Source organism: Scandinavium sp. NPDC088450 (assembly GCF_044900545.1).
Classification (GTDB): Bacteria; Pseudomonadota; Gammaproteobacteria; order Enterobacterales; family Enterobacteriaceae; genus Scandinavium.
In genome coordinates this window covers 1-22,820 of sequence record NZ_JBJDNI010000009.1, presented here as the reverse complement: position 1 = coordinate 22,820, position 22,820 = coordinate 1, and the positions used below count along the sequence as shown (strand labels likewise).

Sequence of the window (22,820 nt, the reverse complement as noted above, 5' to 3'; positions counted from 1 at the left end):
CCATGTAGCGCGGCGTGCCGTTGCGAATCGCGTCGTAACGCAATCAAAGGCTCACAACAAACTGAATTACTTCATTTATCTTATACATTGCATAAGATGGCCGCCGCATTTTTTGCCCGATAACGATCTGTTTTTGTTGAACTTATCTGCGGGCTCCGAATACGTCATATTGAGAGTCAGGTTATGTCCCAGTCACGAATGAAATTTGCTATTGATGATGGTTCCACCAACGTAAAATTAAGCTGGATTGAACAAGGCACTTTAAAAACCATTATTTCCCCCAATTCATTCCGCAAAGACTGGAAAAGCGCCGCACTGCTGCGTGGACAGAAAGTTTTTAACTACACCATTGGCACCACCAAATACACCTACGATGCAACGTCAGACAAAGCGCTGTCGACCACCCACATCAACTATCAATATGACGACTTAAACTTGCTGGCGGTTCACCATGCCCTGCTGCAAACCGGGATCGAGCCTGGTGAGGTCGAGATTGTCGTCACACTGCCTATCACCCAGTTCTACAACCCGGATGATTGCCAACGCAACGAAGAACGCATCGAGGCCAAGCGCCGCAATCTGATGCGCGAAATCTCCCTCAACAAAGGTGAAGTCTTCCGCATCGTTAACGTGGAAGTGATGCCGGAAAGCCTGCCGGCGGCGCTGTCTCATTTATTGAAAGCAGACATCAGCGAATTCACCAAATCGCTGGTGATCGACTGCGGCGGCACGACCCTGGACATGGGCATTATCGTGGGTGAATTTGACGATGTTTCCGCTATTTACGGCAACAACGAGATTGGCGTAGCGATGGTGACCGATGCCACTCGTAAAGCGCTGGCCTTCGCCGACAGCGACTCCAGCTATCTGGTCGCTAACGAGCTGATCAAGCGTCGCCATGACCTGAATTTTGTGCGCAGCGTGGTCAATGACGAATCTCGCATTGAAGAGATCCTTCGCGGCATTGAAACCAAAATTAAAGAACTTGGCGAACAGGTCGCGCAGGAAGCGAAAAAATTTGCCCGCAACCCTAACCGCGTCTATCTGGTTGGCGGCGGCGCAATCCTGATTGAACCCGCCATACGTGAAGCCTATGCCACACTTGGCAATCGCGTCATCACTATCGAAAAACCGCAAAGCGCCCTTTCACGTGAGATTTGCCTGTTCCATTCCGAATCCGGTGCCAGCGAAGTCGATGAACCCGTGCTGCTTGAGGTAGAGGACAATGAGTAAAGGCGCGACGAAGCAGGTTAATTTCTCGCTTCATCTGCGTCCGGATACCTCGAAAGCGGATGAGCGAGTCATTGCCTGGCTGAAGCAGTGGCACGACGGCCTGAAACAAAACGACGATAATCGCAACGATGCCAATATGGAAATTCGTACTTTCCACCGCAACGTGTATCTTGCCGGGCTCCAGTTGCAGCTGCTGGACCCACAGCTGTGCAACGCGATTGCGGAATCCATTGGCCGTGAAGAGCTGACGCTGGCAGAGCTGGTGGGCAAACTTGTCCGCGACAAATTGCTGCCTGAAGGCACGCCTATGGCCGCCTCCACGCCGGCTTATTCCGATGCGTTTACCGCTGAACAGCTAAATCAACTCAAGCAATTGTTGGGCGAGCAGAAGGCTGAAACGCCCAGAGGGAATTCGGATCAACAGGTCGAGTTTCAACGCATGCGCGACGAACTGGCGAAACTGAAAGCGGTATTAGACCAGCAGACACGCCTGTTACAGCAGTTATCACGCCCTGAAAATGGCGCTTCCGCGACGCCCGTAGCAAAAGACAGCGGTGCGGAAGAAAGTGAGTTATCCAGCCTCTCGGCCCCTACCGAAAAAATGCAGAAGATTAAGCAGAAAGGAATTTTCTGACATCGTCTTCATCGGGCTGAAACATCACCCGATGAAGACAAGATAAAGGCTTATGCTCCCTGGCGAGTTGCCGCCAGCACAATCTCACGGATGCACACATACTGCGGCTGAGCGTAGGCATACTCAATGGCATGTGCCACATCTTCCGGGCTCAGGACTTTCCCGCCCATCTCCTCTTTCCAGCTCTGATAACCCGATTTGATATCTTCACTGGTGGTGTGGCTCAGCAACTCAGTTTCCACCGCGCCCGGGGCAATGACCACGACACGAACATTGTGCGGAGAAAGCTCTTCACGCAGGTTTTCTGACAGACCGTGCACCGCAAATTTGGTGCCCACATACACGGTATGATTCGGGAACGTTTTACGCCCGGCAATCGAGCTGATGTTAATGATGGTGCCCGCTTTACGCTCAATCATGCCTTTGGTGACGGCATGCACGCCGTTCAACAGGCCTTTCACATTCACGTCCAGCATCTGCTCCCATTCATCTGGATTCTGCTGATCAACATTGCCCAACAGCATCACACCCGCATTGTTGACCATCGCGTCAACGGGGCCAAATTTCTGTTCCGCTTCGGCAATGGCAGCAGCAACAGCTTGTCTGTCAGTCACATCCACCGAAAGACAGAGTGTGTTCGGCAGATTCAGAGCCGTCATGCGCTCTACGCGACGTGCCAGCAGCAACAACGCATGCCCACGCTGGGACAGCAGTTTCGCGGTGGCCAGGCCAATGCCAGAGCTGGCACCCGTGATAACGACTAACGGTTTGATTTCGGTATTCATTGCAAGACCTCATAAAAAAAATTGATGCCGACACTTTAAATCCGAACAGAAAGGGTGAAAAATGGTTTATTTTTCTCACAGCCATAATAAATTTCTATGGATAAGCGACAGCTCAGTGCCTTTATCTGCGTGTTTGAAGAGCGCAACATCACCCGTGCATCCGAACAGTTAAGTCTTACACAGCCCGCGTTATCCGCCACTATTAAGGCGCTGGAAGAAGAACTGGGGACGCAGCTTTTCATCCGCAAACCGCGTGGCGTGGACGTTACAGAAGATGCGCGCGTGCTCTATCCCCATGCCCGGCGCATGATTGACGAGATGTCGGCGCTCACTTCCCGCTTTCGTCAGCGCCGCGACAAATCGCCATTAACGATAGGCATCGAGCAGGATATCTCGGCCTCAAGCCTGCAGTTTCTGCTAGAAGAATGCCGTACCACGCTGCCTGACGCATTAATCACGCTCGACCCAGGCTGCACCGGTGATATCCGCTTCGGCTGTGAAAGCCTGCGCTGTGAAGACGAACTGTTTATCCCACTGTTCGAAGAAAGCTACGTCCTGGCCTGCCCCAGCCATCATCCGCTGAGCAAAGCCGAAGCCCTGAGCGCCGAACTGCTCTGCAATCAAGCGTGGGTGATGTACCCGACGCATGATTCACATCAGCGATTCCTGCCGTTTTACGGAGCCTGTGCCGAAACCCCAAGTGCGAACGCAGGCAGCTTCACTCTGGCCCTGGATCTGGTCGAAGCGGGTTTCGGCCTGACTATTGCCCCACAAGGTTTAGTGGAACAACGCTGCGACGTCGCCGCGCGTCCATTGCCAGGCTATCCACTACTGCGCCGGGTCGGCATTTGCTACGCCATGCAGGCGTTGGCAAATCCTCAGGTGGAACGGTTGTTGGAGGGATTGAGTCAGCGGGTCCAACGTGGGGATATGACGGAGAGTGTTGGGTAAAAGATGGAGTGCAAAGTTGTGCGTTAGCTGATGCACTCCAAAGACTTAATCCACCAGCGTTAGAGCCTGGTAGAGGATAGTGCACAGAGCTGTAAACCACAGCGCCATTAGCGAGAACATCGCCCGATAAAAAAGGTTCCTTGCCCCACTTCAGCGTTCAGCCAGCGTACGGGTATTCCCCGTCTTTTTGGCCCACAAATGCGCCATTCCGTTATCAAATTCAGCGAGATCGCTTTCACTCCCAATGAGCGGAAAAAGGCGCTCATCCATCCACAGACGCCAACAGTAATAATGAGTCAGCAAAAAGAGCCCCATCAACAACACGCAATCGGCTGAAAACAACAGGTTAAAGATCAATACCAAAGGTGGCAGCGTCAGCGCAGCAAAGTAACGCCAGCTCGACAGATGAATTTGCATGATTCGGCTTGTCATTGGTCTGACATTGCAGCTCCTTGCTGAACGTTTCCAGAACCTGAAGATGGGCGGGCGTAAGCACTACCTGAGGGCGCTGGGATTTGATTAACTCCACAGCCTGCGATACAGATCCGGCATGGCCTTCATTCAGCAGCCATGCCGCTACAACCGTTGCACTGCGGGATAAACCTAAGGCGCAGCATACAAGCACACTTTCATGTCCTTGCTGCAGTTGACTGAGCCTCATCACGGCCTGGCGGATATCTCGTACGTCCGGCACCACCAAATCCATCAGTGGGTAAGCTTCCCAGTGCTCTGTTTTGCGGCGGCCTTAAGGAGTTTTTTTGGGTGAGCGAAGCCCTACCCGAGATAGGCATAATTGTTCTTCATGGCATTTACCTTTTCGAATTGTATAGTGAACTTTCGCAACAAACTTATTCTGAGTGCTCTACATCGCAAGAGCACGCAAGTTATTAACGAGTTCAATTTTTTTCATCCGTTAAAGGGCGAACTTCAGCAAACGGCTCATGACCATCTTCGCCTAACAGCTCTGGCTGATACTTACGCCATAGCTGGCTCTCTTCCCGCTCAAGAGCCTCTTTTACTCCCTTGCACTGCTGCAACTTATACCCGCGTTTGCTGGCCTCCTGCTGATAAGCAGCCATGCGCCGGCTGAAGTCATTCAGGAACACGAATGGCACTCCATAGAAGCCAGTTTTACGAATTGAGGGAATGACCTCACGGAATACCCAATTACTGAAATGGTGCGCAAACGTGCCGGGAGTAGTCGCCTTACGACTACGTGAGATCAGTTTGTAGAATCCTGACTCGCATACAGTTCGCATAGTTTGCTTTCCGCCAGGGGTGGGTATTAAACACTCCCCCTTTTCATCATCATCCAGACGTCGCAAAGCAACCTTGTGATCAGCTATTTCCAGAGCTGTGCATACATCTGCTGCTACAAACCATGGCTCGCCCAGGATCTTAACAATACGTACTTTTGCATCCTCAAACTTAATGACCGAAATATCATCGTTGCTGTTTTCAGGGTGAGCAAAACCCTGCCCGGCACGGGCATTTTTGCGAGTCATATTAGTTTTCCCGAGCTAAGTTACAGTTGAGTTTTTGTGGAAATTAATGCATCACGTTCTTCGATACGCTGGCTTATCCAATCATAAACTTCACTTTCAACAAAGGCGATAGCTCGTGACCCAACTTTGACTGGGCGAGAGAAGCGACCTTGAGATATAAGCTTGTAAATCCAAGCGTTTCCTTTACCGGTGCGGTGCATAACTTCAGGCATTTTAATAAGGCGTACTGACATCTATCCTCCTATCTTCGTGTGACGTCATCGGTAGACGCCAATAGATTACAGGAGGAATTATGCCGTTCGTGTGGAGTAAGGGTAAGGCACAGTAAACCTACTGTACCGGTAGAGTAAGTTGACTCTACCCCTTGTTATTTGCTGCAGCTCTAAGATGTCTTAGTATCACATCTTCATTTGTAATTGGTAATGGAGGTATCTCACTTTGACGAGCCATAATACAATCACGCCATTTTTCAGGACTTATTTCCTTGCGTTCCCCACGACATTCATCAGGATATTTCGATAATAAGCATATAGCATATTTGTATAATTTCTCGCGATTTATTGCATGACGTTCAGCACTTTGGTTGTTTTTGTTTGCTTTTTGCACCAAATCGTTAGTTAGGAAAGTCTCATTATCACTACACTCAGATAGATCGCTGTAATCACCATTATGGTTTAATAATTTCCTCACCTGCTCTGATGTTATCCACAAGTCATTTACAGTTATTTCAACGCATGGATAACTTTCTTCATATTCATCGCTATCATCCTCATCATCACTATCATTATTATCGGAATCTATCGGCAAAGGAATTAAACATAAACTAGGTGTGCTTTCATCTGTACGATAAAGACCTAAAGAACCCCATAAAAGAGAAGAACGTCCATAGTTCATTATCGTATTTATTACCGGCAACTGAGGAACCCAGAGACCATATCCTCTTCCTTTATGACTTTGGGATTTATTCCCTAATGGATTGCCCATTGAATCCAAACTTTGATAAAACCTTGGATGAAAGACGCATTCATCATTCCCTTCATCGTAAGCAAGTCGATCAATAGAAAACGATGTGTATTTCGATAAATACTTTGCAGCAGCTAATACACTGCTATCATTTTTTAAAGATAAATACCATTCATCCAGTTCATCGGGTTTGCCATCGACAAAAAGTACTGAACTTAAACCATCTAATCTAACGCAAAGGATTATTTTCTCGGATAATGCAAGGCTAAGTAGATCCTCATTACTCATCCCCAAGAAATCAGAAGCCCTATTTAATCGGCAAAATGAAAAGGGTATAAAAATATTTTCAGACATTACACCACCTCATCCCTCTGATTATTCGGTTATGTCAGCCCGCAGAGGTGCGCGGGTTTTCGGTGAACAGCCTAGACAATGCCTAATTATTGTTCGTCTACTGAAGTCTACTACTGTCAATTGACACTGTCTATGCATACAGTTAAGCGTTTTTCCCAAACGTTCCATCCACAACATTTTTGCCGTTTTCCAGCGCCTCTATATAGTCGGCATACCATTGAAGCATTTCACGGCGGCCGTCTATCTATTGAGCGTGGTTGTACGTACCTCGAATAGAGTTTTTGTCGACGCGTACCAGTTGCGTTTCTGTTCACGCTGGATGGTACTCATAGTGTGCCGGAAACCGTGCCCGGTGACTTTCCGTCATAGCCAATCCGCTTAAAGACTTGGTTTATGCTAGCTTCACTCATTATTTTTCGCGGATCGTTACGGCCAGGGAACATAAGCAGGTAATTGCCTGTTAGTTCTTGGATCTGGCCAATAAGCGTAAGAGCTTGTCCGGACAACGGAACCACATGAGGGCGATGCATTTTCATGCGTGAGGCCGGTATTTCCCAGGCCGTCTTATTGATATTGATTTTATCCCAAAATGCCCCGCGGAGTTCGCCAGTACGCAAGCCGGTGATATTTAGTTTGCTGCTGTGCCACTCAAAGGCAATATCTTTAAAGGTGTTGTTTAACTGAGTTTCACGGGCAATCTTCTCTTCCCGTTTCGCTTCCATAGGATCGATACCCCTTTTGGCTTCTTCACGTTTTACCCGAGCATAGGCCAAAGTGACTTCAGGATAGACACCCAGCGCTAACAGCTTCTCTTTGTCGGCAACACGATATTTGAGCCGCCAGTATTTGCCGCCATTAGGTTTGATCAGGAGATACAGGCCACCACCATCAGCCAGCGTGTAAGGCTATCTTTAGGTTTGGAGGCGTCCACCTGCCGGGAGTTTAGTTTCACTCAGGGGTACCTCCTTTAGACCGAACAGCAAATACCCCCATAAGTACCCAAACGACCCTAGATTTCAGGTAACTCTAGTAGGCGTAAAAATACTATAAGGAGCTGTAAAGCGCAGAGCATAAGGAGTTTTAGTGAACTTGAGTAGACTTTGAGAGATGCTTGAATGGTGCGATAATAGGAACATAACACACCACATATAACCATTGATAAACATACATATTTTCTTGTTTCATCTTTATAAATGCCCCCTTTTGTGCCCCCACCTTGTTTTTCATGCGACTCGATGAGACTTTCATCGAGTCGTTAATCTCATCAAATTCTTCACGTATCGTGGAAATCTTCGCAGATCTCCATCCCCTCACAGCCGTGATCGGCTAAGAACAATATTACTTACCTCCCTGTAAGAACACCGGCTCATCAGCCCGCACGCTTTCCTGGCTTGAAGAATGTCTGTCGCAGTCAAATATGGTGCTTGTACCTGAGAGGTAAATCCATTGCGATCGATACGAACTAAGTCATATTTCTCTACCAGAAAGTTAACGGCATTAGCCAGAGTGATACCGGCATCGATATGCTCCTTTATAACGGTTTCATCACTAAAAGGTGTGTCGCTTAGCATCAGACCATAGTGCTGTTCAAGCAGACGAGTAAGTAACATTTGCCAGATAGTCACGGGCGTCAGGCATGGCTTCGCCGCCCGCATATTTGTTGCAGGTAGAAATTTCATTTTTTCTCTCGTGAAAATAATTAACGTTGAGTGGGATAAACGGCGATGTATACGTAGCCACAACTACCAAGCGTATCGGCTTCGCAGGTGAGTCCGTTGTGGCAAAGCACGACGCTGTGTTGATAGCGGGGATTGAGCTCGCCACTGATGAGCATTAGTTCCAGTTGTTTGAGTATTAATGGAAATGCCTGGTCGAGGCTCAACGCATCCTCGTCGCTGAAAGCACCATTAAACCCGGCGCGGTCAGCGAGAAAATGCACCCGGCTGCCTTCCTGTACCAGACGAGCGCCATAACAGGGTGTAATAGCGCGTTTAAGTCCCCACTGCTGGATGGCGGGATTCTCCGGCCTGGTGCCGGATTCTGAGTGATTGTTCATTATTGTTCCTGATTAAAGGGAAGGATTAATTGAGAGTGACACTTCGAAGAATGACATAGGGGCCATTGCGGTCCTGACGACGTTCAGCAAACACTGCCAGAACGCCGCGTATGTCCTGAACTTCCCGGCCAGCATAATGGCAGATGCTGCCAGACCATTTATATTTGCCGGTACAGAAGCGAAACAGTCGGGAGTCTGGGTGCTGTCGGTACAAGGCCATGGCCTGGCGTTTACTGATGATTTTCATATCCAGCCTCGTTCTGCAAACGACACAATGCCATCATGGCCGACAACCAAGTGATCGAGCGTCTTCACATCAACCAGTTCCAGCACCTCCTTTAGTCTGTCCGTCAACTGGCGATCGGCCTTGCTGGGCTCCGGATCACCGGAGGGATGGTTATGCGCCAGCACGACCGCTGCAGCATTGAAGCGAAGCGCTGACTTCACTACCTCGCGGGAATGGACCTGCACATGGTTAACTGAACCGGCGAACAGCGTTTCACTCTCCAGTAAACGATGCTGATTATCGAGATAGAGCACCATAAACACTTCCCGCTCCTGCCTCGCCAGTTGTAGCCGAAGCCAGTCACGAGCGGCAGTGCTTGAGGTAAAGGCTATACCGGGCTGGCGCAGATATTTATCCAGCAGGTTGATAGCGCGCCTAATAGTGCGCTGGGCATAGGGTGTCAGTCCGGAAGTCGCCGGTAACAGGCAACCATGTTGGGCCATAATCGCCAGTGGAAAGAGTTCAGGCTGCGATAACAGTGGGGATATTGCGGTATTCATGTTCGCTATGACTCAGTCGATGAGATGCATAATGGTGCTGCACTCTGGATGGTTCAACGCGAAGTCTCGTAAGCGATAATAGTGCTCAGTCATCGCGCCACATTCGGTACGACAGGCATGGTGGCTGTATGCCATAAGGCAAGCGACAATCCCTGCCGCTTCGCCAGTAAGTTCCGCGCCGTTGCCATTCATGCTGTTGAACATTGTCCACTTTTCATCTTGCTCTGACTCGGGAGCCATAAAAGCGCCACCGTTACTGAGCGTCGAAAAATTCCAGATACCGCCGTGATAATCGGCACACAGCCGGTCCATCCAGGCAAAGATTCGGGGCTCAAGCGTTATCCATTGCGGGATGGAGCCAAAGTGCTGCGGCCAGAAGCCGATGCGTAACTCGTCAGGGAGCACTGAGGCGGTAATTGCTGTCCGCTCAGCGAACTGAATGTTTTGTGTATCCATTAAATTATCTCCTTATGCCGGAACTGCTGTTTAACGCCCGAAAAACTCGAGCATGTTTTCTGCCATAACCCACAGGGCGCGGTTGAGCTTCACATCGCCGTCAATACCGGTAACAGCACGGGTGCGATTACTTTTTCCCTGTGCGGTTCGCCCTGACAGACCACCTTTCATCAGGTTCTCCTGCACGCGTTGGTAGACAGTCCACAGGTCATCGCTGTAGTCCTCCCGGCGACGCGGAGTCAGCAACTGCGATACCGTGACCGGCTGGTGGTCTTCCCCAAAGCGATATTTCAGTGCGGCATTCGCCATTGCGTGTCGGGCTGGTGTAGGCAGCGCCAGTGACTGCATTGCATCGCGTTTCTCATCCACCCGGTCAAAAACCCCGAGCACTTCGTAAGCCCCTTCAATCACCTTCTCGACGACATTACCTTTATGCGGTACCCGCACTTCCCCGAATGACTGGCCGCAGACCAGACCATTGGTACAGACGCCACGAAACAGTCCCGGTAGCATCTGATAGCTCGACGAACCGTCATGGCTGTTGAGAAGAATGATTTCCGGCACCTGATGCCCGGTCAGTTGTCCGGCTCGACGCAGGCGAAGCATGTGTTTGGTGTGTTCCCGCTTGCTCTGGTCGCGAACCTTCGTCTGGCAGGCAAAGAACGGCTCAAAGCCTTCCCGCTGCAGGCTTTCAAGGATGGTGATGGTCGGAATGTAGGTATAACGGTCTGAGCGTGATTCATGCTTGTCACTCCCGAATACGCTGGGCACATGGCTTATCAGCTCTTCGTGGGTCAAAGGCCGGTCACGGCGTATCTGGTTTATACGGCCAAAACGGCTGGCTAATCGCATGGGTAACTCCTTATGCAGTTGGTAAAAATACAAAAGGCCACACTTCCCGAGGGAGGTGTGGCCTGACTTTGTTTATATCGGTGATGTGCTGGTGGTGGTTATGCAGGGAATTTGCGGATGCCATAACGAGTGATATACCGGTTCAGCCAGTAACCGGCATCCTGCTCAAAGTTCCAGGCTCGCCAGACCATGCAACGCTCATGATAGATAACCAGACGGAAATGTGTCCCCAGGTCGTCCTCTATAGCAACGTTGGAATATTGAGACGCAACCGCCTCTGCCTGCTGGCGAGTAAACGGTCCAACAGGCAATTCAATGAGCTCATGCACTCAGCCTCCTTAAAACAAAAAGCCCCTGCGGCATAAGCGACAGGGGCTGAATCAAACAGATGGCAAATCGGCTAAGATGCCTTACCACCGACAACCGTGACTTGTACAGGTCGGTAGTACTGCGGGTCGAAAACGGAAAGTGGCAGGTCAATCTGGTAACCATTACGCTCTTCTGTTGCCTTCATGATTTCGACGGAGCTAACGTTTTCCACGCATTCGTTCTCCAGCGAGGCTTCCTGAGAGCGAGTGGCATCGCTGTCGCCAAATGCAGCCACTGCCATATTCCCCATGGCCAGCGTGTTCCCCCCTTTATCTTTCAGACGCAGGGAAAGTGTCAAAGGCCCGAATCCTTCACCACTTCCGCCGTTGTCCAGGCGAAACTGCCAGACGCAGACATTGCCTGGCACCCAGACCATGTCTGTGTTGCGGATACTGATGTAACGCTGTTCTTCGGCCTGAGCCGGTGACAGCAGACAAAGGCTCAGAGCGAAAACTGAGATAACGCCTTTCAGCTTCTTCATGGATTTTTCTCCTGATTCTCCGGCAGATAGAGTTTTCCCATTTCCTTGCCATCGTGCGAATACACCACCGATTTTTCTCCCGTATAGCTGTCGGTTTCAATTCTGAAGCTCAGAGTGATATTGTCCGCAAGGCACAGGGCTGCCATCAGTGGCTGCACCGTTTTCTGCTGCATATCAGCAATGTAGTAATAATTGCCTGACTCACATCCTTCCGGTGACTGGCGGGTTTTAATCACCGTATATTGCGGTGTACCGAAGGCATCCTTTTTTACCCATTCCTGGGCAATATCGGATTTATGCGAGACAAACTTGCTGAATGGTGGTGGAGCCAGGTCTTTAAACCTGGCTATCGCTTTCACGCCAGCATCTTCCTTGCTGTCGCAGCCAGAGGCACTCATTGCACCGATAACTGTCAGAACGGCAAGCACAGGTGGATACAATTTCTTCATGGTGCAGATTCCTTATTATTCGTCCGTTCCGTTGCTTCAGCAGTTGCCAGTTCGTCGGCACAACTCAGCCAGACTCTGTTGGGCTACCCACTGCTGCAATTTCTGCTCTGAGGCAGAACGCTTCGCCGCCAGGGCAGCCTGCTGCTGTTTGTTGACACAGTTTTCCGGGAATGCAGCAAGCACCTGGTTGCTGTGAGGTTCGTCAGCCAGTTCCAGCTGATACTGGGTGTCGATGATAGTGAAGTAACACCCTTTCCCCTGGTCTTCGCCCTGATAGACCGATGTCAGGTCGGAGTAATAACCGCTGGCGGGTTTCAGATTCAGCTTGCGCACGGTATGCGTTTTCTTGTCGGCGAGAAAATAAGCACCACCACCACGCTGACGCAGCAGGAATTGCCTGGTCCAGGGATAATTGCCAATCACACTGGCCTGATAGAGCGTATTGTTTAGCGTGTCGTTATCCATGCCATCGGCCGATTTCCAGCCATCCGCCTGCATGTACTGCCAGAATTTGACGGTACCCACGACAGTTTCGGCAGACGCCGGAAAGGTAGCGCCAGCGCAGAGACTGACGGCCAGTGCTGTTGTGGTCAGTAATTTCTTCATCATGATTCCTTATGAGGTAAAAGACCGTCGCCGGTTCTGGCGAGCAGTGAGTGAAAAACGTGAAAATGGGGAAGGGCTCTGAGTAATTCCGGTTCGGCGAGAACGTTACGAATCTGAAGGTCGGGCACGAACAGTTCCGGGTGCAAGGTAACCGCATGGATATCTTTCAGCGGAAACACCGCCACGCGATGATGATGCTCTCCAGTCAGATACCAGTGCCCGCCGCAGAGTACGAGGCGGTATGGTGCAAGCCCTGAGCAACGACAACCTTCAGCCAGCAGCGTCACGCGACGATGCTCTGATATGGCCCTGACAAGGCGTGTAAATATGCCTGCCCTGGACGGCGACAATGACTCCGATTCTGCCCATATGAGGCACGGAGACTCACCGGGCCCACTCAGCAGTGAGCTGACCATGTGGTTATCCATGTCAGGAAACAAGGCCTCCACACCTGACTGACGAGCAAAAGTCAGCACCGCCAGTTCGCGCTGATGGCTACCTGAAAGCAGACGACAGGTGCCGTCGCGATATTCCAGGTCCAGGTACATCAGTCGCTCACGAAAATCGCGGCGGAGGGTACGGAGCGATACACCAAACTCTGCGGCAAGAAGACCCATATCCAGTGTTTCGCCAGCAACAAGACGGCTGATAATGAGGGACAGCCGAACCGCCAGCCGCTCATGGCGACGCTCAGTCTGTGACATTAGATTTTCTCCATCCCGTTAACAGGCTGAAAATTAAGTGATTAGTGTAACTAAGGGGTTGGACAGGGTATGGACATGGGAAGGCGTATTTTTTCAGTGCGAGGATTACAGCTGTAATGCGCCTTTGCGCATTGAAGGTGCATTAATCGCTCATTAATTGAGCACAGAAAGGACAAGAAGTGTCCGCAATACGCGGTTTGTCAGAAGAAAATCCAGTCCCAGACGGCATGGGCAACTGTCACCACGGCTTCCCGCACGGTTCGAATCACAGCCCGTACAGGCTCTGGTAGAAAAGATGATGACTCCACAGTGCCAATCATTTCATCCACGGCATGACCAAAGCGCTCGCGTGCCTGCTTTTTTACCGGCTCGGTGCAGAGCCTTCCGTGCAGTTGTGTTGTCAGTGGGCTGGTGGCCCGGTCAGGCAGGCTGCGCATCATCGTCTCTACCATCGCATCCAGCCCCCAACCCGTTCGGGCCGATACAACACAGACTGGATGGTGCGGCAGGAAGAGCTGCTGCACCGCGCTCCGCTTGGCCTCAATTGTCGATTGTTGGCTATGAGATGGTGTATTGCTGGTGGCATTCCACTGATGGCACGGTTCAGCCTTGTCAGCCTGATTAACCACGAACAGCACTCGATGCTGATACGCCAGCATCACCTTGCGATAGAAGTGTTCATCTAATGACAGTGCCCGGTCATCGGCTTTGATTACCCATAACACCAAATCCAGTTCGGGCAAGATCCGGCGGTATAACGTGGTGTACTCCTCGTCACGTTCCTTACTTTCCCCCACTCCGGGTAAGTCGACCAATAAAAGACTGTGAGAGCCACTACTGAGCCGGAAGCCCAGCACGTCGCGAGTGCAAGCTTCAACATTACTCACAGGTGTTACCTCTCCCTGGAACAGTGCATTACAGAGCGACGACTTACCCGCTCCGGTTTTACCCATGATGCCGATTACCGGCTCGTACTGAGTGAGACTGCAAAGACGTGCAAGGATAAGGTTGCGAAACGGGTGTGGCAGTGAAGCCAGAGGTTGCTCAAAGGCCTTAAGGCCGTTCAACTTTTGCATACGAAGATCTCAGCGTGAAAAATAACAAGCCCCGCAATCCGGTAAAGGATGCGGGTGATTCACTGAGATAATATCTGTCTGAAATTATTTGGAGTGTTCTTTAGTATTTTTACTTTTATATAGCCTAAGAATGGCACTCTCTATAATTGCGTTATTTGACATCGTATCTTTCATAGACATATCTCTCAGCATATCATGAACTTGCTGAGAGATATTCACACTCATTGTCACAAGTTTTTTCTCTTCTCTATTTTTATTCCTGTTCTTCTGTGTAGACCAGGCGCTCTTAAACTTTCTAATGAACAGTTCGACAGAATCCGGAGAATGCAGGTTGCTTTTTCTCCACATAAAGTAACTAGCATAGCACCACGACATTATTTCCTCGGGAGAATTACCACAAATACGTTTCAGACCTATTGATGTATTCCCCTTTAAGTAATCCCTTAACCAGGAACAGACATCAACTTTACTGGATCTAACACTTCTGAATAAATCATGCTGATCAAGTAACCCAGCCCACTCAATACTTCGATCCTTCATAAAGTCAGACTGTGTTATATAAAATATAGGCCATTCATCCATGCAGCGACGTATTGCATCAATTCTTACATCATGACTGGGTTGTAATGACGCAGGGGATAAAAAACCGCTATTGTATTCAGGAGTTTCTGATTCTAATTTTTCATATAATACACAAGCCAACCACAAGCTTGCTCGTGGATCATTACGATACCAATCCAGTTCATTTTCGGATGGAAAGCCGCTTGTATAACTGTTATCTACTTTAGCAAAGAAAGCATTAATTTCCGGCTCTGATTTATTCAGCGAAATAAGATAATTGAAAACCCTCACCTGATAGGCTCGGTAATCTTTATCCATCCCATTTGATTGAAAATGATAACCAATTGCAATAAGTTTGTTTTCAAGATTCCTTATCTTACTACTGTCATTTCCCACTATCTTAACCATACCGGCACCTTCCTTGATATCACTAAGTGATTTACAGTGAATCAATGACTTTTAGCATAACTCCACACTGCATATCAATAACTTTCATGTGTAAGATCTAGGGAAAAACGACAGTAATGTGATGTGGTTTACACATGCAAATGAGGATGATGATTGCCATTCTCTCTTCAAAGTTATACAGAAATTGTTGCAGCCTTTATCAGCCCACAATCAGCTTGCATTACTTCATTTATATTTTTAACCATTTTCACTATACGTAGCGGTTAATTTCATCCGGAGTGAAAATTACAGCCCCAGAAAATAACACTTCATTATCTTCTATCTTTGAAAAAAACCAGCATTGATACCAAGGTAGGAACAGAGGTAAACATAACTCGCTTTTTTTACGTATCTCCACATGGATATGTCCCGGAGCAGTCGTCGTTATCAAACTTCACTAATCCGGCTTACCTTTCATAACCGGAGATATCCATCATGATTACTCGTCCCTCACTTACCGAAGACCAGTTCGTTGACATGGCATTTATAACCACGCTGTTTCAAATGACAGATAAGTGGATTTATAAGCTCATTAAGGACGGAGCCTTTCCCAAACCTATCAAACTGGGTAGAAGCTCCCGATGGTTAAAAAGCGAAGTTGAGACTTGGCTTCAGGATCGTATAACTCAGTCCCGTAAATAGCCTCCCCCTGAACCAAACCTCTAAGAAGAAAATAACCACCCGGTTCGCCCGGAGGTTTTCTGCCTTCTGAAATTTAAGCTTTAAGGAATAAACCCCATGAAAGACTACAAACCGCGTTACGAAGAACTCTATAAATATTACCAGACATGGTTGACGGATTTTACGAAGCTGACTGTCAGGTCAGGTATGTGCCACCAGAACATCTATCACCATCATAGCCTGACAGTTGGAAGTCTTAAATTTTCGGGAGAGGAAGATGTTATTGCCATTGTCCCTCAGTGCCTGCATAGGATTATTTATGGAAGAACAGAAGCCTCGTTGGCAGTCAGTGATGATTTAAGCGTCAGTTTATTTACCCAAGAGCATCTGCTGGCTCACCATCCAATGCTGGAGGGGATTTTGCTGTCTGAGTGCGTGCGTTTAAAGCAACGTTCTCTGGCAAATAAACTCATCAGTTTGTTCCGGCAATTTAGTGGTAGCGAGTTGCGCCTGAAACTGGTCTGGCTGTGCTGGTACGATTTGATGTTGGGAAATAGTCTTGATGACTGGAGCGAAAATCTCAGGTTCAAAAAGAGCAAAGAGATGGACTTCTGGATCAACGATCGGCAGGCAGAAAACCCAGCCCTGGCCAGCCTGATGGACGAGTACGTATGCTTTGCATGGCGGACGACTGCAGAACCACTGATATAACCATTTGAGACGCTGACGGGAGACATTGCTACACCATGAAAAATGCCTGTTTTATGGGACAGCTAACTTCGGAGTGAATATTGCCTATAAAACAAGCAATTACGCCTTGTGCCATAAGGTCTCTTGCATCTGCAATTGTGTCGGATAGGTAATATATACCTATTTAGTCAGTACCTAACGACCCATAAATACCCATATCATACAAACAGTTAGCCATACTTAATCAGCAAGAACCTATGGCTTTCTCAGTCGTATCCTGACCAACAATCAACGCCTGTGATCAGTATCACCTGTCAGCGTTACTCCTGGATATCCCCCAATCACCATGCCTGTCTTTGTTTCAGGAGCACTGTACGTGCTGTTCCCGGCAGTCGAAGGAAACCATTATGATTTTATTCAATGACATCCATCCAATGATGGTGGACACAAAGCACAAACCTTTTAACCAACGGTATCTGAACCGTATCGAAGGGGTTATCTGCAACGCCCTACGGGACCATCCGCAGACCACTGTCGTCAGGGCTGATCTGCACCTACCTGAATACGGGGATGTAAGCGACAGCATACTCTGCAATCCTGACTTAAGCCCGGGGCTAATGTCCCGCTTTATCGAGTCGTTGAAAGAGCAGATTGTCTTTTACCAGCGCCAAAAAGCGAGGGAAGGCAAACGCACTCACCGTTGCTCTGTTCGTTATGTCTGGGTTCTTGAGCAACCGGAACTCGGCGGCAAGAAGCATTACCACCTGGCTCTTTTCGTCAATACCGATACGTTCAACTGCCTTGGAGGCTACAACGAGAAAGGGACGGGGTTGGCCTCAATGATCCAGAACGCCTGGCTGAGTGCAATGAAGCTACGAGACTGGCCGGAATACAGAACGTTGGTCCATTTTCCGAATAACCCAATGGCATTCCTGAGCCTTAATAGACTGGATTTCAGGGAAAGACTGAATGCACTGACTTTCCGACTAAGCTACATGGCAAAGCATCGCACCAAGCACTACAGCAGTACCGAACGCTCATTCGGCTGCAGTCAGGGCTGATATTCCCTACATCCGTTTTGCTGATGGCGATTTATTTACGCCACAACGCCATAGTGTGACAACCACACCGTAATTCCCCTTTAAATCCCTTTAATCCATTCAACCGCATGGCGTCTGTCTGCCCTTCAGGGACGGCTTACGCCTGCGTGTTGTCTGGCTGGAGTCACGAAAATGTTTGCCAAATCCTTTCTCGCTCTCGACGGTAATGGTCGTCTGACAGGTGCCAGAACGGCGCAGACTGCACCATACGACCGCTATACTTGCCATCTCTGCGATAGCCCACTTATGTATCATCCTGCGTATGACACAGAGCGACCATGGTTTGAACATGTCAGCAACAACATGACGGTAAATGGACAGCAGCACTGCCCTTACGCAAATCCTGACAAGCATGAGACTAGATTGGTACATCGTTTGCGAAGATTTTTGCCTAATGTCACCCCTGTAGTGTTCAGAGACAGCTGGCATTGTTCGCTATGTGATTCCGATTATCATGGGGAACGATACTGCCTTAGCTGCCAGACAGGGTGCTTTAGCCTCAAACTGAGTGCAGAATCATGCTATGTGTGATGCCCTACCAGCAGTGGAACAGCCCTTCAACTCTGGCTAAAAATAGTAACCACTAGAACCTCCGTTGCAGATTAAGTCGTTTCTCCAGTTCGACTCTCAGGCATGTTGACTATGGCTTCTTGGGAAAATAAGTTATTATTCCCATATTTCCGGAAATATAGAAATGAGATGCAAATGGAGCTTTCAAAAGCAGCAGACACCCTGAAAGAACTGGGTCATCTTACGCGTCTGAGCGTGTACAGAGAGTTGGTTAAAGCCGGACATGGAGGGTTACCGGTTGGCGAACTGCAGAAGCGGCTCGACATCCCTGCCTCTACGCTGAGCCATCATCTTTCCTCGCTGATATCAGTCTCCCTGGTACACCAGGAGCGGCAGGGTAGAACGCTCTATTGCCATGCTCGATATGAAAACCTTGAGGCTCTCATTACCTTCCTGACAGAAGAATGCTGCTCAGGGACTGATGACTGCCTCACCCAGCCCCAGAAGACGGAGAAGTAAAATGACAGGTGATCTGAAGAATGTTGATTCGGGTTTGTTTGACACCTCAATCACAGAGGCAAGATTCGGCATTCCTGCCGTTCCCCATCCTCCTCGTATCCTGATGCTGTATGGTTCTGTACGTGAACGTTCATATAGCCGACTGGCAACTGAGGAAGCAGCAAGGCTGCTGACTGCCATGGGCGCAGAGGTGCGGATCTTCAATCCTTCTGGCTTGCCTCTTCCTGATGATGCGCCTGACTCGCATCCTAAAGTCATGGAGCTGCGCGAGCTGGTTCGTTGGTCCGAAGGGATGGTGTGGTGCTCCCCTGAACGTCATGGTGCGATGACCGGTATCATGAAGGCCCAGATTGACTGGATACCATTATCAGAAGGCGCTGTTCGCCCTTCTCAGGGTAAGACGCTGGCCGTCATGCAGGTCTGCGGTGGCTCTCAGTCTTTCAATGCCGTAAACCAGATGCGCATTCTTGGCCGCTGGATGCGGATGATCACCATCCCGAATCAGTCCTCTGTGGCAAAGGCCTGGCAGGAGTTTGATGAAGATGGACGTATGAAACCGTCGTCTTATTACGACCGCATCGTGGATGTGATGGAAGAACTGGTGAAATTTACTCTGTTGACCCGAGGTAACTCAGCCTATCTCGTTGATCGCTACAGCGAACGAAAAGAGTCTGCAGAAGAACTTTCCCGGCGGGTTAATCAGAGCAAAATTTGAGGGCTGGTATGAGTGATGTAACGGCATTCAACAACTGCATGAGCGCGTTCTGGCGGCAACATGAAGCCGAACTCTCTCGCTTTCTGACATCGAAGACAGGTGATAGCGAAAAAGCAGCAGACCTTCTGCAAGAGCTTTTTCTGCGTGTCCGCGCTCATTCGGACAGTTTTTGTGAAATGGAGAATCCGCGAGCTTGGTTGTATCGGGCAGCGAGGAATCTGCTGATTGATGAGTACCGCACTACCAGGGAGTTTGTTGAGCTGGAAGAAGATGCCCCATTAACAGATGCATCCCCTGATGCAATCTCAACGCTGGATATTTGCCTGCCTGAAACATTACAGGCTTTACCCGAAGATGAGCGGTGGTTAATTGAAGAGTCCGACCTTAACCGGCGTCCTCAGCAGTCCCTGGCCGATGAACTGGGAATCACGCTTACGGCATTTAAATCCCGTCTGCTTCGGGCCAGAAAGCACCTGAAAGAAACGATGACAGAACTTTGCCAGATTGAGGCGGATGACTCTTCTCCCGTCTGCTGTCACAAAAAAATGAGTTAATCGCGCATCTTTTTCCCTCCACCTTCGTTTACCTCAGTGTAAAGCCAAATGACTAAACACTGAGGTAAACAATCCATGTCAAAAATTGAGATCTTTGAAGCAGCAGGCTGCTGCGCAACCAGCAGTGTTGTGGTGAGCGACGAAGCCGTCAAATGGAATGCCAGCGCCGAATGGGCGAAAAAGAATGGTGTTGATATTCAGCGCTACAGCCTTGCGAAAAACCCGCAGCAGTTCCTGAAAGCCCCTGTCATCAAAGAGTTTCTGAACACATCAGGGATGGAATCCCTCCCTGTCACCTTGCTCGACGGGAAGCTCGTGATGGCAGGCAAACTGCCAACTCATGAAGATATCGCCCGTTGGGCAGGTATTCCGCTGACTCAGGACTGGAGTGAAGACAGCGCACAACCGCGTTGCTGCAGCATTCCACGTATGCCTTAATTCCAGAGGAGCTATCACTGATGAATATGCCATTTTTAAACGACATTCCCCCATTCATCTTCTTCACCGGTAAAGGTGGCGTGGGTAAAACATCTCTGGCCTGTGCTACTGCGGTATGGCTGGCCGATCAGGGTAAGAGAACGCTTCTGGTGAGTACCGATCCGGCTTCCAATGTCGGCCAGGTCTTTAGCCAGACTATCGGCCACCGAATCACAGATATTAGTACTGTAGAAAATCTTGCTGCGATGGAAGTTGATCCGATGGCTGCAGCGCAAGCCTATCGTGACCGTGTGCTCGACCCTGTTCGCGGGTTGATGCCAGCCGATGTGGTCAGCAGCATTGAAGAGCAGCTCTCTGGCTCATGCACCACGGAAATCGCCGCGTTCGATGAGTTTACCGGTCTGCTGACCAACCATGAGCTACGGGAAAAATATGACCATATCGTATTTGATACCGCGCCAACCGGTCACACCATCCGCATGCTTGAATTGCCGGGAGCCTGGAGCGGTTACCTGGAAGCGAATCCTGATGCCGCCGCTAACCTCGGGCCTCTGGTTGGGCTTGAGAAACAACAGCACCAGTATTCGGATGCGGTTAAAGCGCTGTCTGATGCAGCTCTCACACGCTTAGTGCTGGTTGCCCGAGCCCAGGCTTCAACACTGAAAGAGGTTTCTCATACGCACGATGAGCTGTTTGCTATCGGTTTGCAGCATCAGCACCTTGCCATCAATGGTGTGCTGCCGCCGTTTGCAGGTGAGGATGACCCACTAGCGCAAAGTATTCTGGCCCGGGAAGAAAAAGCATTACAGGCAATGCCTGATAATCTGGCTAATCTTCCCCGTTCGCAACTGTATCTGAAGCCATTTAATCTGGTCGGTCTGAAAGCCCTGAGGGAATTATTTACAGAGAGCAAAGCTGCACCGGCACTCTCTGCTACCGCGCTGAATGCTCTGGATTTGCCGAAATTATCCTCATTGGTGGATGAACTCAGCCAGACAGGCAAGGGGCTGGTCATGACGATGGGTAAAGGCGGAGTGGGAAAAACGACCGTTGCGTCATCAGTCGCGGTATCGCTGGCGAAACGTGGCCACAAAGTCCACCTGACCACATCCGATCCGGCAGCACATCTGTCTTATACGCTGGATGGCTCGCTGCCCAATCTTCAGGTCAGCCGTATTGACCCAAAGGTGGAGACAGAGCGTTATCGCCGTTTTGTACTGGAAAATCAGGGTAAAGGGTTAGACGCTGAAGGACTGGCGGTGCTGGAGGAAGATCTCCGCTCACCATGTACTGAAGAGATCGCCGTCTTCCAGGCATTCTCGCGGATCATCAAAGAGGCAGACGACCATTTTGTCATTATGGACACCGCGCCAACGGGTCACACGCTTCTGCTACTGGATGCAACAGGAGCTTACCACCGGGAAATGGTGCGCCAGATGGGGCAAACACATGACCATGTGATGACGCCAATGATGCAGTTGCAGGACCCGGAGAAGACGAAGGTGATTATCGTGACGCTTGCCGAAACGACACCTGTACTGGAAGCAGCTAACCTGCAGCAGGATCTGCGTCGAGCTGGCATCGAGCCGTGGGCATGGGTTGTTAATAACAGCCTGGCAGCTGCTCAACCGTCTTCGCCTTTCCTGAAGACCAGGGCGAACCGCGAGCTGCCTCTCATCTCTGATGTGGAAGAGCAGTACGCAAAGCGTATTGCATTAACAGCGCTACAGAGCGAAGAGCCGGTTGGTATTGACCTGCTGGAAGAAATGGCTAAGTAATAATAAAGGGGGCAAATGCCCCCTTCATCTTTATTTCAGTCTTTTACCTGCATCATCAACGACTTTTTCACCATCTTCCTTGGTGAAAGCCGCTTTCTGGGCATCTGGAAGGATATCCAGAACAACCTCCGAAGGACGGCAAAGTTTAGTTCCCAATGGCGTCACTACGATCGGACGGTTAATCAGAATCGGATGCTGCAGCATAAAGTCGATGAGCTGGTCGTCAGTAAATTTATCTTCTGCAAGACCCAGTTCCTCATACGGCTCGACGTTCTTACGCAGCAAAGCACGGACGGAAATGCCCATATCCGCAATGAGTTTGACCAGCTCATCGCGTGAAGGTGGAGTCTCAAGGTAAAGAATAACGGTAGGCTCGATACCGCTGTTCCGGATCATCTCCAGCGTGTTACGCGACGTGCCGCAGGCTGGGTTGTGATAAATGGTGATGTTGCTCATATCAGTATCTCATTACAAAGTGAAAGAGAGACGTAGCGCCAGCGCGGCCAGCGTTACAAACAGCACAGGCAGAGTCATGACGATCCCGGTGCGGAAATAGTATCCCCAGGTGATGGTCATGTTCTTCTGTGAAAGGACATGCAGCCAGAGCAGCGTTGCCAGGCTACCAAT

31 protein-coding genes and 3 pseudogenes are annotated in these 22,820 nt (G+C 49.6%); 12 read left to right on the top strand and 22 right to left on the bottom strand.

All coding sequences use genetic code 11. From position 1 onward, the window contains the following. Window positions 1-198 precede the first annotated feature (198 nt). Window positions 199-1,233, top strand: coding sequence for a plasmid segregation protein ParM domain-containing protein (parM, locus tag ACI2I2_RS10245; protein ID WP_404657944.1), 1,035 nt, complete (start codon window positions 199-201; stop codon window positions 1,231-1,233). Next, entirely contained in the window at window positions 1,226-1,867 is a 642-nt protein-coding gene (locus tag ACI2I2_RS10240; protein ID WP_404657820.1) for a hypothetical protein, read from the top strand. Before parM ends, ACI2I2_RS10240 begins: the two co-directional genes overlap by 8 nt. Window positions 1,868-1,917: 50 nt before the next feature. Here ACI2I2_RS10240 and ACI2I2_RS10235 read toward each other — a convergent pair whose 3' ends face one another. Continuing rightward, complete coding sequence (locus ACI2I2_RS10235; protein ID WP_404657819.1) at window positions 1,918-2,652, bottom strand: SDR family oxidoreductase; 735 nt, start codon at window positions 2,650-2,652, stop codon at window positions 1,918-1,920. A gap of 96 nt (window positions 2,653-2,748) precedes the next feature. Here ACI2I2_RS10235 and ACI2I2_RS10230 point away from each other — a divergent pair, with 96 nt between their 5' ends. Continuing rightward, window positions 2,749-3,603, top strand: coding sequence for a LysR family transcriptional regulator (locus ACI2I2_RS10230; protein ID WP_404657818.1), 855 nt, complete (start codon window positions 2,749-2,751; stop codon window positions 3,601-3,603). 45 nt (window positions 3,604-3,648) lie between these two features. Here the strand turns inward: ACI2I2_RS10230 and ACI2I2_RS10225 are convergent. The 19 genes and pseudogenes from ACI2I2_RS10225 to ACI2I2_RS10135 all read right to left on the bottom strand — a co-directional run bounded on the left by ACI2I2_RS10225 (window position 3,649) and on the right by ACI2I2_RS10135 (window position 15,229). Continuing rightward, window positions 3,649-4,035: pseudogene (locus tag ACI2I2_RS10225) on the bottom strand (hypothetical protein). A 4-nt stretch (window positions 4,036-4,039) separates the two neighbouring features. Then, window positions 4,040-4,327: pseudogene (locus ACI2I2_RS10220) on the bottom strand (dual specificity protein phosphatase family protein); the annotation flags it as partial. Window positions 4,328-4,499: 172 nt separating this feature from the next. After that, window positions 4,500-5,108 carry a Bro-N domain-containing protein gene (locus ACI2I2_RS10215; protein ID WP_404657817.1) on the bottom strand — a complete coding sequence of 203 codons (609 nt, stop codon included), beginning with the start codon at window positions 5,106-5,108 and terminating at the stop codon, window positions 4,500-4,502. A gap of 20 nt (window positions 5,109-5,128) precedes the next feature. Then, window positions 5,129-5,341: a helix-turn-helix transcriptional regulator gene (locus ACI2I2_RS10210; RefSeq protein ID WP_404657816.1), complete on the bottom strand. Its 213-nt coding sequence runs from the start codon at window positions 5,339-5,341 to the stop codon at window positions 5,129-5,131. Window positions 5,342-5,465: 124 nt separating this feature from the next. Further along, the gene (locus tag ACI2I2_RS10205) at window positions 5,466-6,425 is read right to left on the bottom strand and encodes a hypothetical protein (protein ID WP_404657815.1); all 960 of its coding nucleotides are present in this window, start codon (window positions 6,423-6,425) and stop codon (window positions 5,466-5,468) included. 142 nt (window positions 6,426-6,567) lie between these two features. Next, window positions 6,568-7,377 (bottom strand): annotated as a pseudogene (locus ACI2I2_RS10200) (tyrosine-type recombinase/integrase). 358 nt (window positions 7,378-7,735) lie between these two features. Beyond that, window positions 7,736-8,104 carry a TA system toxin CbtA family protein gene (locus ACI2I2_RS10195; RefSeq protein WP_404657814.1) on the bottom strand — a complete coding sequence of 123 codons (369 nt, stop codon included), beginning with the start codon at window positions 8,102-8,104 and terminating at the stop codon, window positions 7,736-7,738. A gap of 20 nt (window positions 8,105-8,124) precedes the next feature. Beyond that, the gene (locus tag ACI2I2_RS10190; RefSeq protein ID WP_404657813.1) at window positions 8,125-8,481 is read right to left on the bottom strand and encodes a type IV toxin-antitoxin system YeeU family antitoxin; all 357 of its coding nucleotides are present in this window, start codon (window positions 8,479-8,481) and stop codon (window positions 8,125-8,127) included. A gap of 25 nt (window positions 8,482-8,506) precedes the next feature. Beyond that, window positions 8,507-8,728: a DUF987 domain-containing protein gene (locus ACI2I2_RS10185; protein ID WP_231838339.1), complete on the bottom strand. Its 222-nt coding sequence runs from the start codon at window positions 8,726-8,728 to the stop codon at window positions 8,507-8,509. Then, window positions 8,725-9,267, bottom strand: a complete 543-nt coding sequence (gene radC, locus ACI2I2_RS10180; protein ID WP_404657812.1) for a DNA repair protein RadC — start codon at window positions 9,265-9,267, stop codon at window positions 8,725-8,727. The genes ACI2I2_RS10185 and radC overlap by 4 nt, the downstream gene beginning before the upstream one ends. 12 nt (window positions 9,268-9,279) lie before the next feature. Further along, complete coding sequence (locus ACI2I2_RS10175) at window positions 9,280-9,723, bottom strand: antirestriction protein (RefSeq protein ID WP_404657811.1); 444 nt, start codon at window positions 9,721-9,723, stop codon at window positions 9,280-9,282. A gap of 30 nt (window positions 9,724-9,753) precedes the next feature. Beyond that, window positions 9,754-10,575 carry a DUF932 domain-containing protein gene (locus tag ACI2I2_RS10170; RefSeq protein WP_404657810.1) on the bottom strand — a complete coding sequence of 274 codons (822 nt, stop codon included), beginning with the start codon at window positions 10,573-10,575 and terminating at the stop codon, window positions 9,754-9,756. Between the two features lie 98 nt (window positions 10,576-10,673). Continuing rightward, window positions 10,674-10,904, bottom strand: coding sequence for a DUF905 domain-containing protein (locus tag ACI2I2_RS10165; protein ID WP_404657809.1), 231 nt, complete (start codon window positions 10,902-10,904; stop codon window positions 10,674-10,676). A 71-nt stretch (window positions 10,905-10,975) separates the two neighbouring features. Beyond that, complete coding sequence (locus tag ACI2I2_RS10160; RefSeq protein WP_014226752.1) at window positions 10,976-11,425, bottom strand: IrmA family protein; 450 nt, start codon at window positions 11,423-11,425, stop codon at window positions 10,976-10,978. After that, window positions 11,422-11,874 carry a YfjS/YafY family lipoprotein gene (locus tag ACI2I2_RS10155; RefSeq protein ID WP_404657808.1) on the bottom strand — a complete coding sequence of 151 codons (453 nt, stop codon included), beginning with the start codon at window positions 11,872-11,874 and terminating at the stop codon, window positions 11,422-11,424. The genes ACI2I2_RS10160 and ACI2I2_RS10155 overlap by 4 nt, the downstream gene beginning before the upstream one ends. A gap of 36 nt (window positions 11,875-11,910) precedes the next feature. Continuing rightward, complete coding sequence (locus tag ACI2I2_RS10150; protein WP_103270123.1) at window positions 11,911-12,480, bottom strand: hypothetical protein; 570 nt, start codon at window positions 12,478-12,480, stop codon at window positions 11,911-11,913. Further along, the gene (locus tag ACI2I2_RS10145) at window positions 12,480-13,184 is read right to left on the bottom strand and encodes a WYL domain-containing protein (protein WP_392495079.1); all 705 of its coding nucleotides are present in this window, start codon (window positions 13,182-13,184) and stop codon (window positions 12,480-12,482) included. The genes ACI2I2_RS10150 and ACI2I2_RS10145 overlap by 1 nt, the downstream gene beginning before the upstream one ends. Window positions 13,185-13,384: 200 nt before the next feature. Further along, entirely contained in the window at window positions 13,385-14,260 is an 876-nt protein-coding gene (locus ACI2I2_RS10140; RefSeq protein WP_404657807.1) for a GTPase family protein, read from the bottom strand. Window positions 14,261-14,344: 84 nt separating this feature from the next. Further along, window positions 14,345-15,229 carry a hypothetical protein gene (locus tag ACI2I2_RS10135; protein WP_404657806.1) on the bottom strand — a complete coding sequence of 295 codons (885 nt, stop codon included), beginning with the start codon at window positions 15,227-15,229 and terminating at the stop codon, window positions 14,345-14,347. A gap of 474 nt (window positions 15,230-15,703) precedes the next feature. Here ACI2I2_RS10135 and ACI2I2_RS10130 point away from each other — a divergent pair, with 474 nt between their 5' ends. The 9 genes from ACI2I2_RS10130 to arsA all read left to right on the top strand — a co-directional run bounded on the left by ACI2I2_RS10130 (window position 15,704) and on the right by arsA (window position 22,193). Then, window positions 15,704-15,910 carry a helix-turn-helix transcriptional regulator gene (locus ACI2I2_RS10130; protein ID WP_404657805.1) on the top strand — a complete coding sequence of 69 codons (207 nt, stop codon included), beginning with the start codon at window positions 15,704-15,706 and terminating at the stop codon, window positions 15,908-15,910. A 96-nt stretch (window positions 15,911-16,006) separates the two neighbouring features. After that, window positions 16,007-16,600 carry a hypothetical protein gene (locus ACI2I2_RS10125; protein ID WP_404657804.1) on the top strand — a complete coding sequence of 198 codons (594 nt, stop codon included), beginning with the start codon at window positions 16,007-16,009 and terminating at the stop codon, window positions 16,598-16,600. A 386-nt stretch (window positions 16,601-16,986) separates the two neighbouring features. Next, window positions 16,987-17,640 (top strand): inovirus Gp2 family protein, encoded by a 654-nt coding sequence (locus tag ACI2I2_RS10120; RefSeq protein ID WP_404657803.1) that lies wholly within the window; start codon window positions 16,987-16,989, stop codon window positions 17,638-17,640. A gap of 171 nt (window positions 17,641-17,811) precedes the next feature. Then, window positions 17,812-18,210, top strand: a complete 399-nt coding sequence (locus ACI2I2_RS10115) for a putative zinc ribbon protein (protein WP_404657802.1) — start codon at window positions 17,812-17,814, stop codon at window positions 18,208-18,210. A gap of 174 nt (window positions 18,211-18,384) precedes the next feature. Continuing rightward, window positions 18,385-18,708, top strand: a complete 324-nt coding sequence (locus tag ACI2I2_RS10110) for an ArsR/SmtB family transcription factor (RefSeq protein WP_404657943.1) — start codon at window positions 18,385-18,387, stop codon at window positions 18,706-18,708. A gap of 1 nt (window position 18,709) precedes the next feature. Beyond that, on the top strand, window positions 18,710-19,423 hold the full coding sequence (gene arsH / locus ACI2I2_RS10105; protein WP_079927716.1) for an arsenical resistance protein ArsH: 714 nt from the start codon (window positions 18,710-18,712) through the stop codon (window positions 19,421-19,423). Between the two features lie 8 nt (window positions 19,424-19,431). Next, window positions 19,432-19,977, top strand: a complete 546-nt coding sequence (locus ACI2I2_RS10100) for a sigma-70 family RNA polymerase sigma factor (RefSeq protein ID WP_404657801.1) — start codon at window positions 19,432-19,434, stop codon at window positions 19,975-19,977. A gap of 75 nt (window positions 19,978-20,052) precedes the next feature. Further along, window positions 20,053-20,415, top strand: coding sequence for an arsenic metallochaperone ArsD family protein (locus ACI2I2_RS10095; RefSeq protein WP_404657800.1), 363 nt, complete (start codon window positions 20,053-20,055; stop codon window positions 20,413-20,415). 20 nt (window positions 20,416-20,435) lie between these two features. Beyond that, window positions 20,436-22,193 (top strand): arsenical pump-driving ATPase, encoded by a 1,758-nt coding sequence (gene arsA / locus ACI2I2_RS10090; protein WP_404657799.1) that lies wholly within the window; start codon window positions 20,436-20,438, stop codon window positions 22,191-22,193. A gap of 30 nt (window positions 22,194-22,223) precedes the next feature. On the opposite strand, the gene arsC is transcribed toward arsA, so the two are convergent. Together arsC and ACI2I2_RS10080 are read right to left on the bottom strand one after the other, a co-directional pair. Then, entirely contained in the window at window positions 22,224-22,649 is a 426-nt protein-coding gene (arsC, locus tag ACI2I2_RS10085; RefSeq protein WP_039556180.1) for a glutaredoxin-dependent arsenate reductase, read from the bottom strand. A 12-nt stretch (window positions 22,650-22,661) separates the two neighbouring features. After that, window positions 22,662-22,820, bottom strand: a 159-nt coding sequence (locus ACI2I2_RS10080) for an ArsB/NhaD family transporter (RefSeq protein ID WP_404657942.1), incomplete at its 5' end; no start/stop codon positions are given.

What these genes read in the sequence shown, in the direction of transcription:
- parM (WP_404657944.1), top strand. Translation starts at nt 199, where the DNA reads ATGAAATTTGCTATTGATGATGGTTCCACCAACGTAAAATTAAGCTGG.
- ACI2I2_RS10240 (WP_404657820.1), top strand. Translation starts at nt 1,226, where the DNA reads ATGAGTAAAGGCGCGACGAAGCAGGTTAATTTCTCGCTTCATCTGCGT.
- ACI2I2_RS10235 (WP_404657819.1), bottom strand. Translation starts at nt 2,652, where the DNA reads ATGAATACCGAAATCAAACCGTTAGTCGTTATCACGGGTGCCAGCTCT.
- ACI2I2_RS10230 (WP_404657818.1), top strand. Translation starts at nt 2,749, where the DNA reads ATGGATAAGCGACAGCTCAGTGCCTTTATCTGCGTGTTTGAAGAGCGC.
- ACI2I2_RS10215 (WP_404657817.1), bottom strand. Translation starts at nt 5,108, where the DNA reads ATGACTCGCAAAAATGCCCGTGCCGGGCAGGGTTTTGCTCACCCTGAA.
- ACI2I2_RS10210 (WP_404657816.1), bottom strand. Translation starts at nt 5,341, where the DNA reads ATGTCAGTACGCCTTATTAAAATGCCTGAAGTTATGCACCGCACCGGT.
- ACI2I2_RS10205 (WP_404657815.1), bottom strand. Translation starts at nt 6,425, where the DNA reads ATGTCTGAAAATATTTTTATACCCTTTTCATTTTGCCGATTAAATAGG.
- ACI2I2_RS10195 (WP_404657814.1), bottom strand. Translation starts at nt 8,104, where the DNA reads ATGAAATTTCTACCTGCAACAAATATGCGGGCGGCGAAGCCATGCCTG.
- ACI2I2_RS10190 (WP_404657813.1), bottom strand. Translation starts at nt 8,481, where the DNA reads ATGAACAATCACTCAGAATCCGGCACCAGGCCGGAGAATCCCGCCATC.
- ACI2I2_RS10185 (WP_231838339.1), bottom strand. Translation starts at nt 8,728, where the DNA reads ATGAAAATCATCAGTAAACGCCAGGCCATGGCCTTGTACCGACAGCAC.
- radC (WP_404657812.1), bottom strand. Translation starts at nt 9,267, where the DNA reads ATGAATACCGCAATATCCCCACTGTTATCGCAGCCTGAACTCTTTCCA.
- ACI2I2_RS10175 (WP_404657811.1), bottom strand. Translation starts at nt 9,723, where the DNA reads ATGGATACACAAAACATTCAGTTCGCTGAGCGGACAGCAATTACCGCC.
- ACI2I2_RS10170 (WP_404657810.1), bottom strand. Translation starts at nt 10,575, where the DNA reads ATGCGATTAGCCAGCCGTTTTGGCCGTATAAACCAGATACGCCGTGAC.
- ACI2I2_RS10160 (WP_014226752.1), bottom strand. Translation starts at nt 11,425, where the DNA reads ATGAAGAAGCTGAAAGGCGTTATCTCAGTTTTCGCTCTGAGCCTTTGT.
- ACI2I2_RS10155 (WP_404657808.1), bottom strand. Translation starts at nt 11,874, where the DNA reads ATGAAGAAATTGTATCCACCTGTGCTTGCCGTTCTGACAGTTATCGGT.
- ACI2I2_RS10150 (WP_103270123.1), bottom strand. Translation starts at nt 12,480, where the DNA reads ATGAAGAAATTACTGACCACAACAGCACTGGCCGTCAGTCTCTGCGCT.
- ACI2I2_RS10145 (WP_392495079.1), bottom strand. Translation starts at nt 13,184, where the DNA reads ATGTCACAGACTGAGCGTCGCCATGAGCGGCTGGCGGTTCGGCTGTCC.
- ACI2I2_RS10140 (WP_404657807.1), bottom strand. Translation starts at nt 14,260, where the DNA reads ATGCAAAAGTTGAACGGCCTTAAGGCCTTTGAGCAACCTCTGGCTTCA.
- ACI2I2_RS10135 (WP_404657806.1), bottom strand. Translation starts at nt 15,229, where the DNA reads ATGGTTAAGATAGTGGGAAATGACAGTAGTAAGATAAGGAATCTTGAA.
- ACI2I2_RS10130 (WP_404657805.1), top strand. Translation starts at nt 15,704, where the DNA reads ATGATTACTCGTCCCTCACTTACCGAAGACCAGTTCGTTGACATGGCA.
- ACI2I2_RS10125 (WP_404657804.1), top strand. Translation starts at nt 16,007, where the DNA reads ATGAAAGACTACAAACCGCGTTACGAAGAACTCTATAAATATTACCAG.
- ACI2I2_RS10120 (WP_404657803.1), top strand. Translation starts at nt 16,987, where the DNA reads ATGATTTTATTCAATGACATCCATCCAATGATGGTGGACACAAAGCAC.
- ACI2I2_RS10115 (WP_404657802.1), top strand. Translation starts at nt 17,812, where the DNA reads ATGTTTGCCAAATCCTTTCTCGCTCTCGACGGTAATGGTCGTCTGACA.
- ACI2I2_RS10110 (WP_404657943.1), top strand. Translation starts at nt 18,385, where the DNA reads ATGGAGCTTTCAAAAGCAGCAGACACCCTGAAAGAACTGGGTCATCTT.
- arsH (WP_079927716.1), top strand. Translation starts at nt 18,710, where the DNA reads ATGACAGGTGATCTGAAGAATGTTGATTCGGGTTTGTTTGACACCTCA.
- ACI2I2_RS10100 (WP_404657801.1), top strand. Translation starts at nt 19,432, where the DNA reads ATGAGTGATGTAACGGCATTCAACAACTGCATGAGCGCGTTCTGGCGG.
- ACI2I2_RS10095 (WP_404657800.1), top strand. Translation starts at nt 20,053, where the DNA reads ATGTCAAAAATTGAGATCTTTGAAGCAGCAGGCTGCTGCGCAACCAGC.
- arsA (WP_404657799.1), top strand. Translation starts at nt 20,436, where the DNA reads ATGAATATGCCATTTTTAAACGACATTCCCCCATTCATCTTCTTCACC.
- arsC (WP_039556180.1), bottom strand. Translation starts at nt 22,649, where the DNA reads ATGAGCAACATCACCATTTATCACAACCCAGCCTGCGGCACGTCGCGT.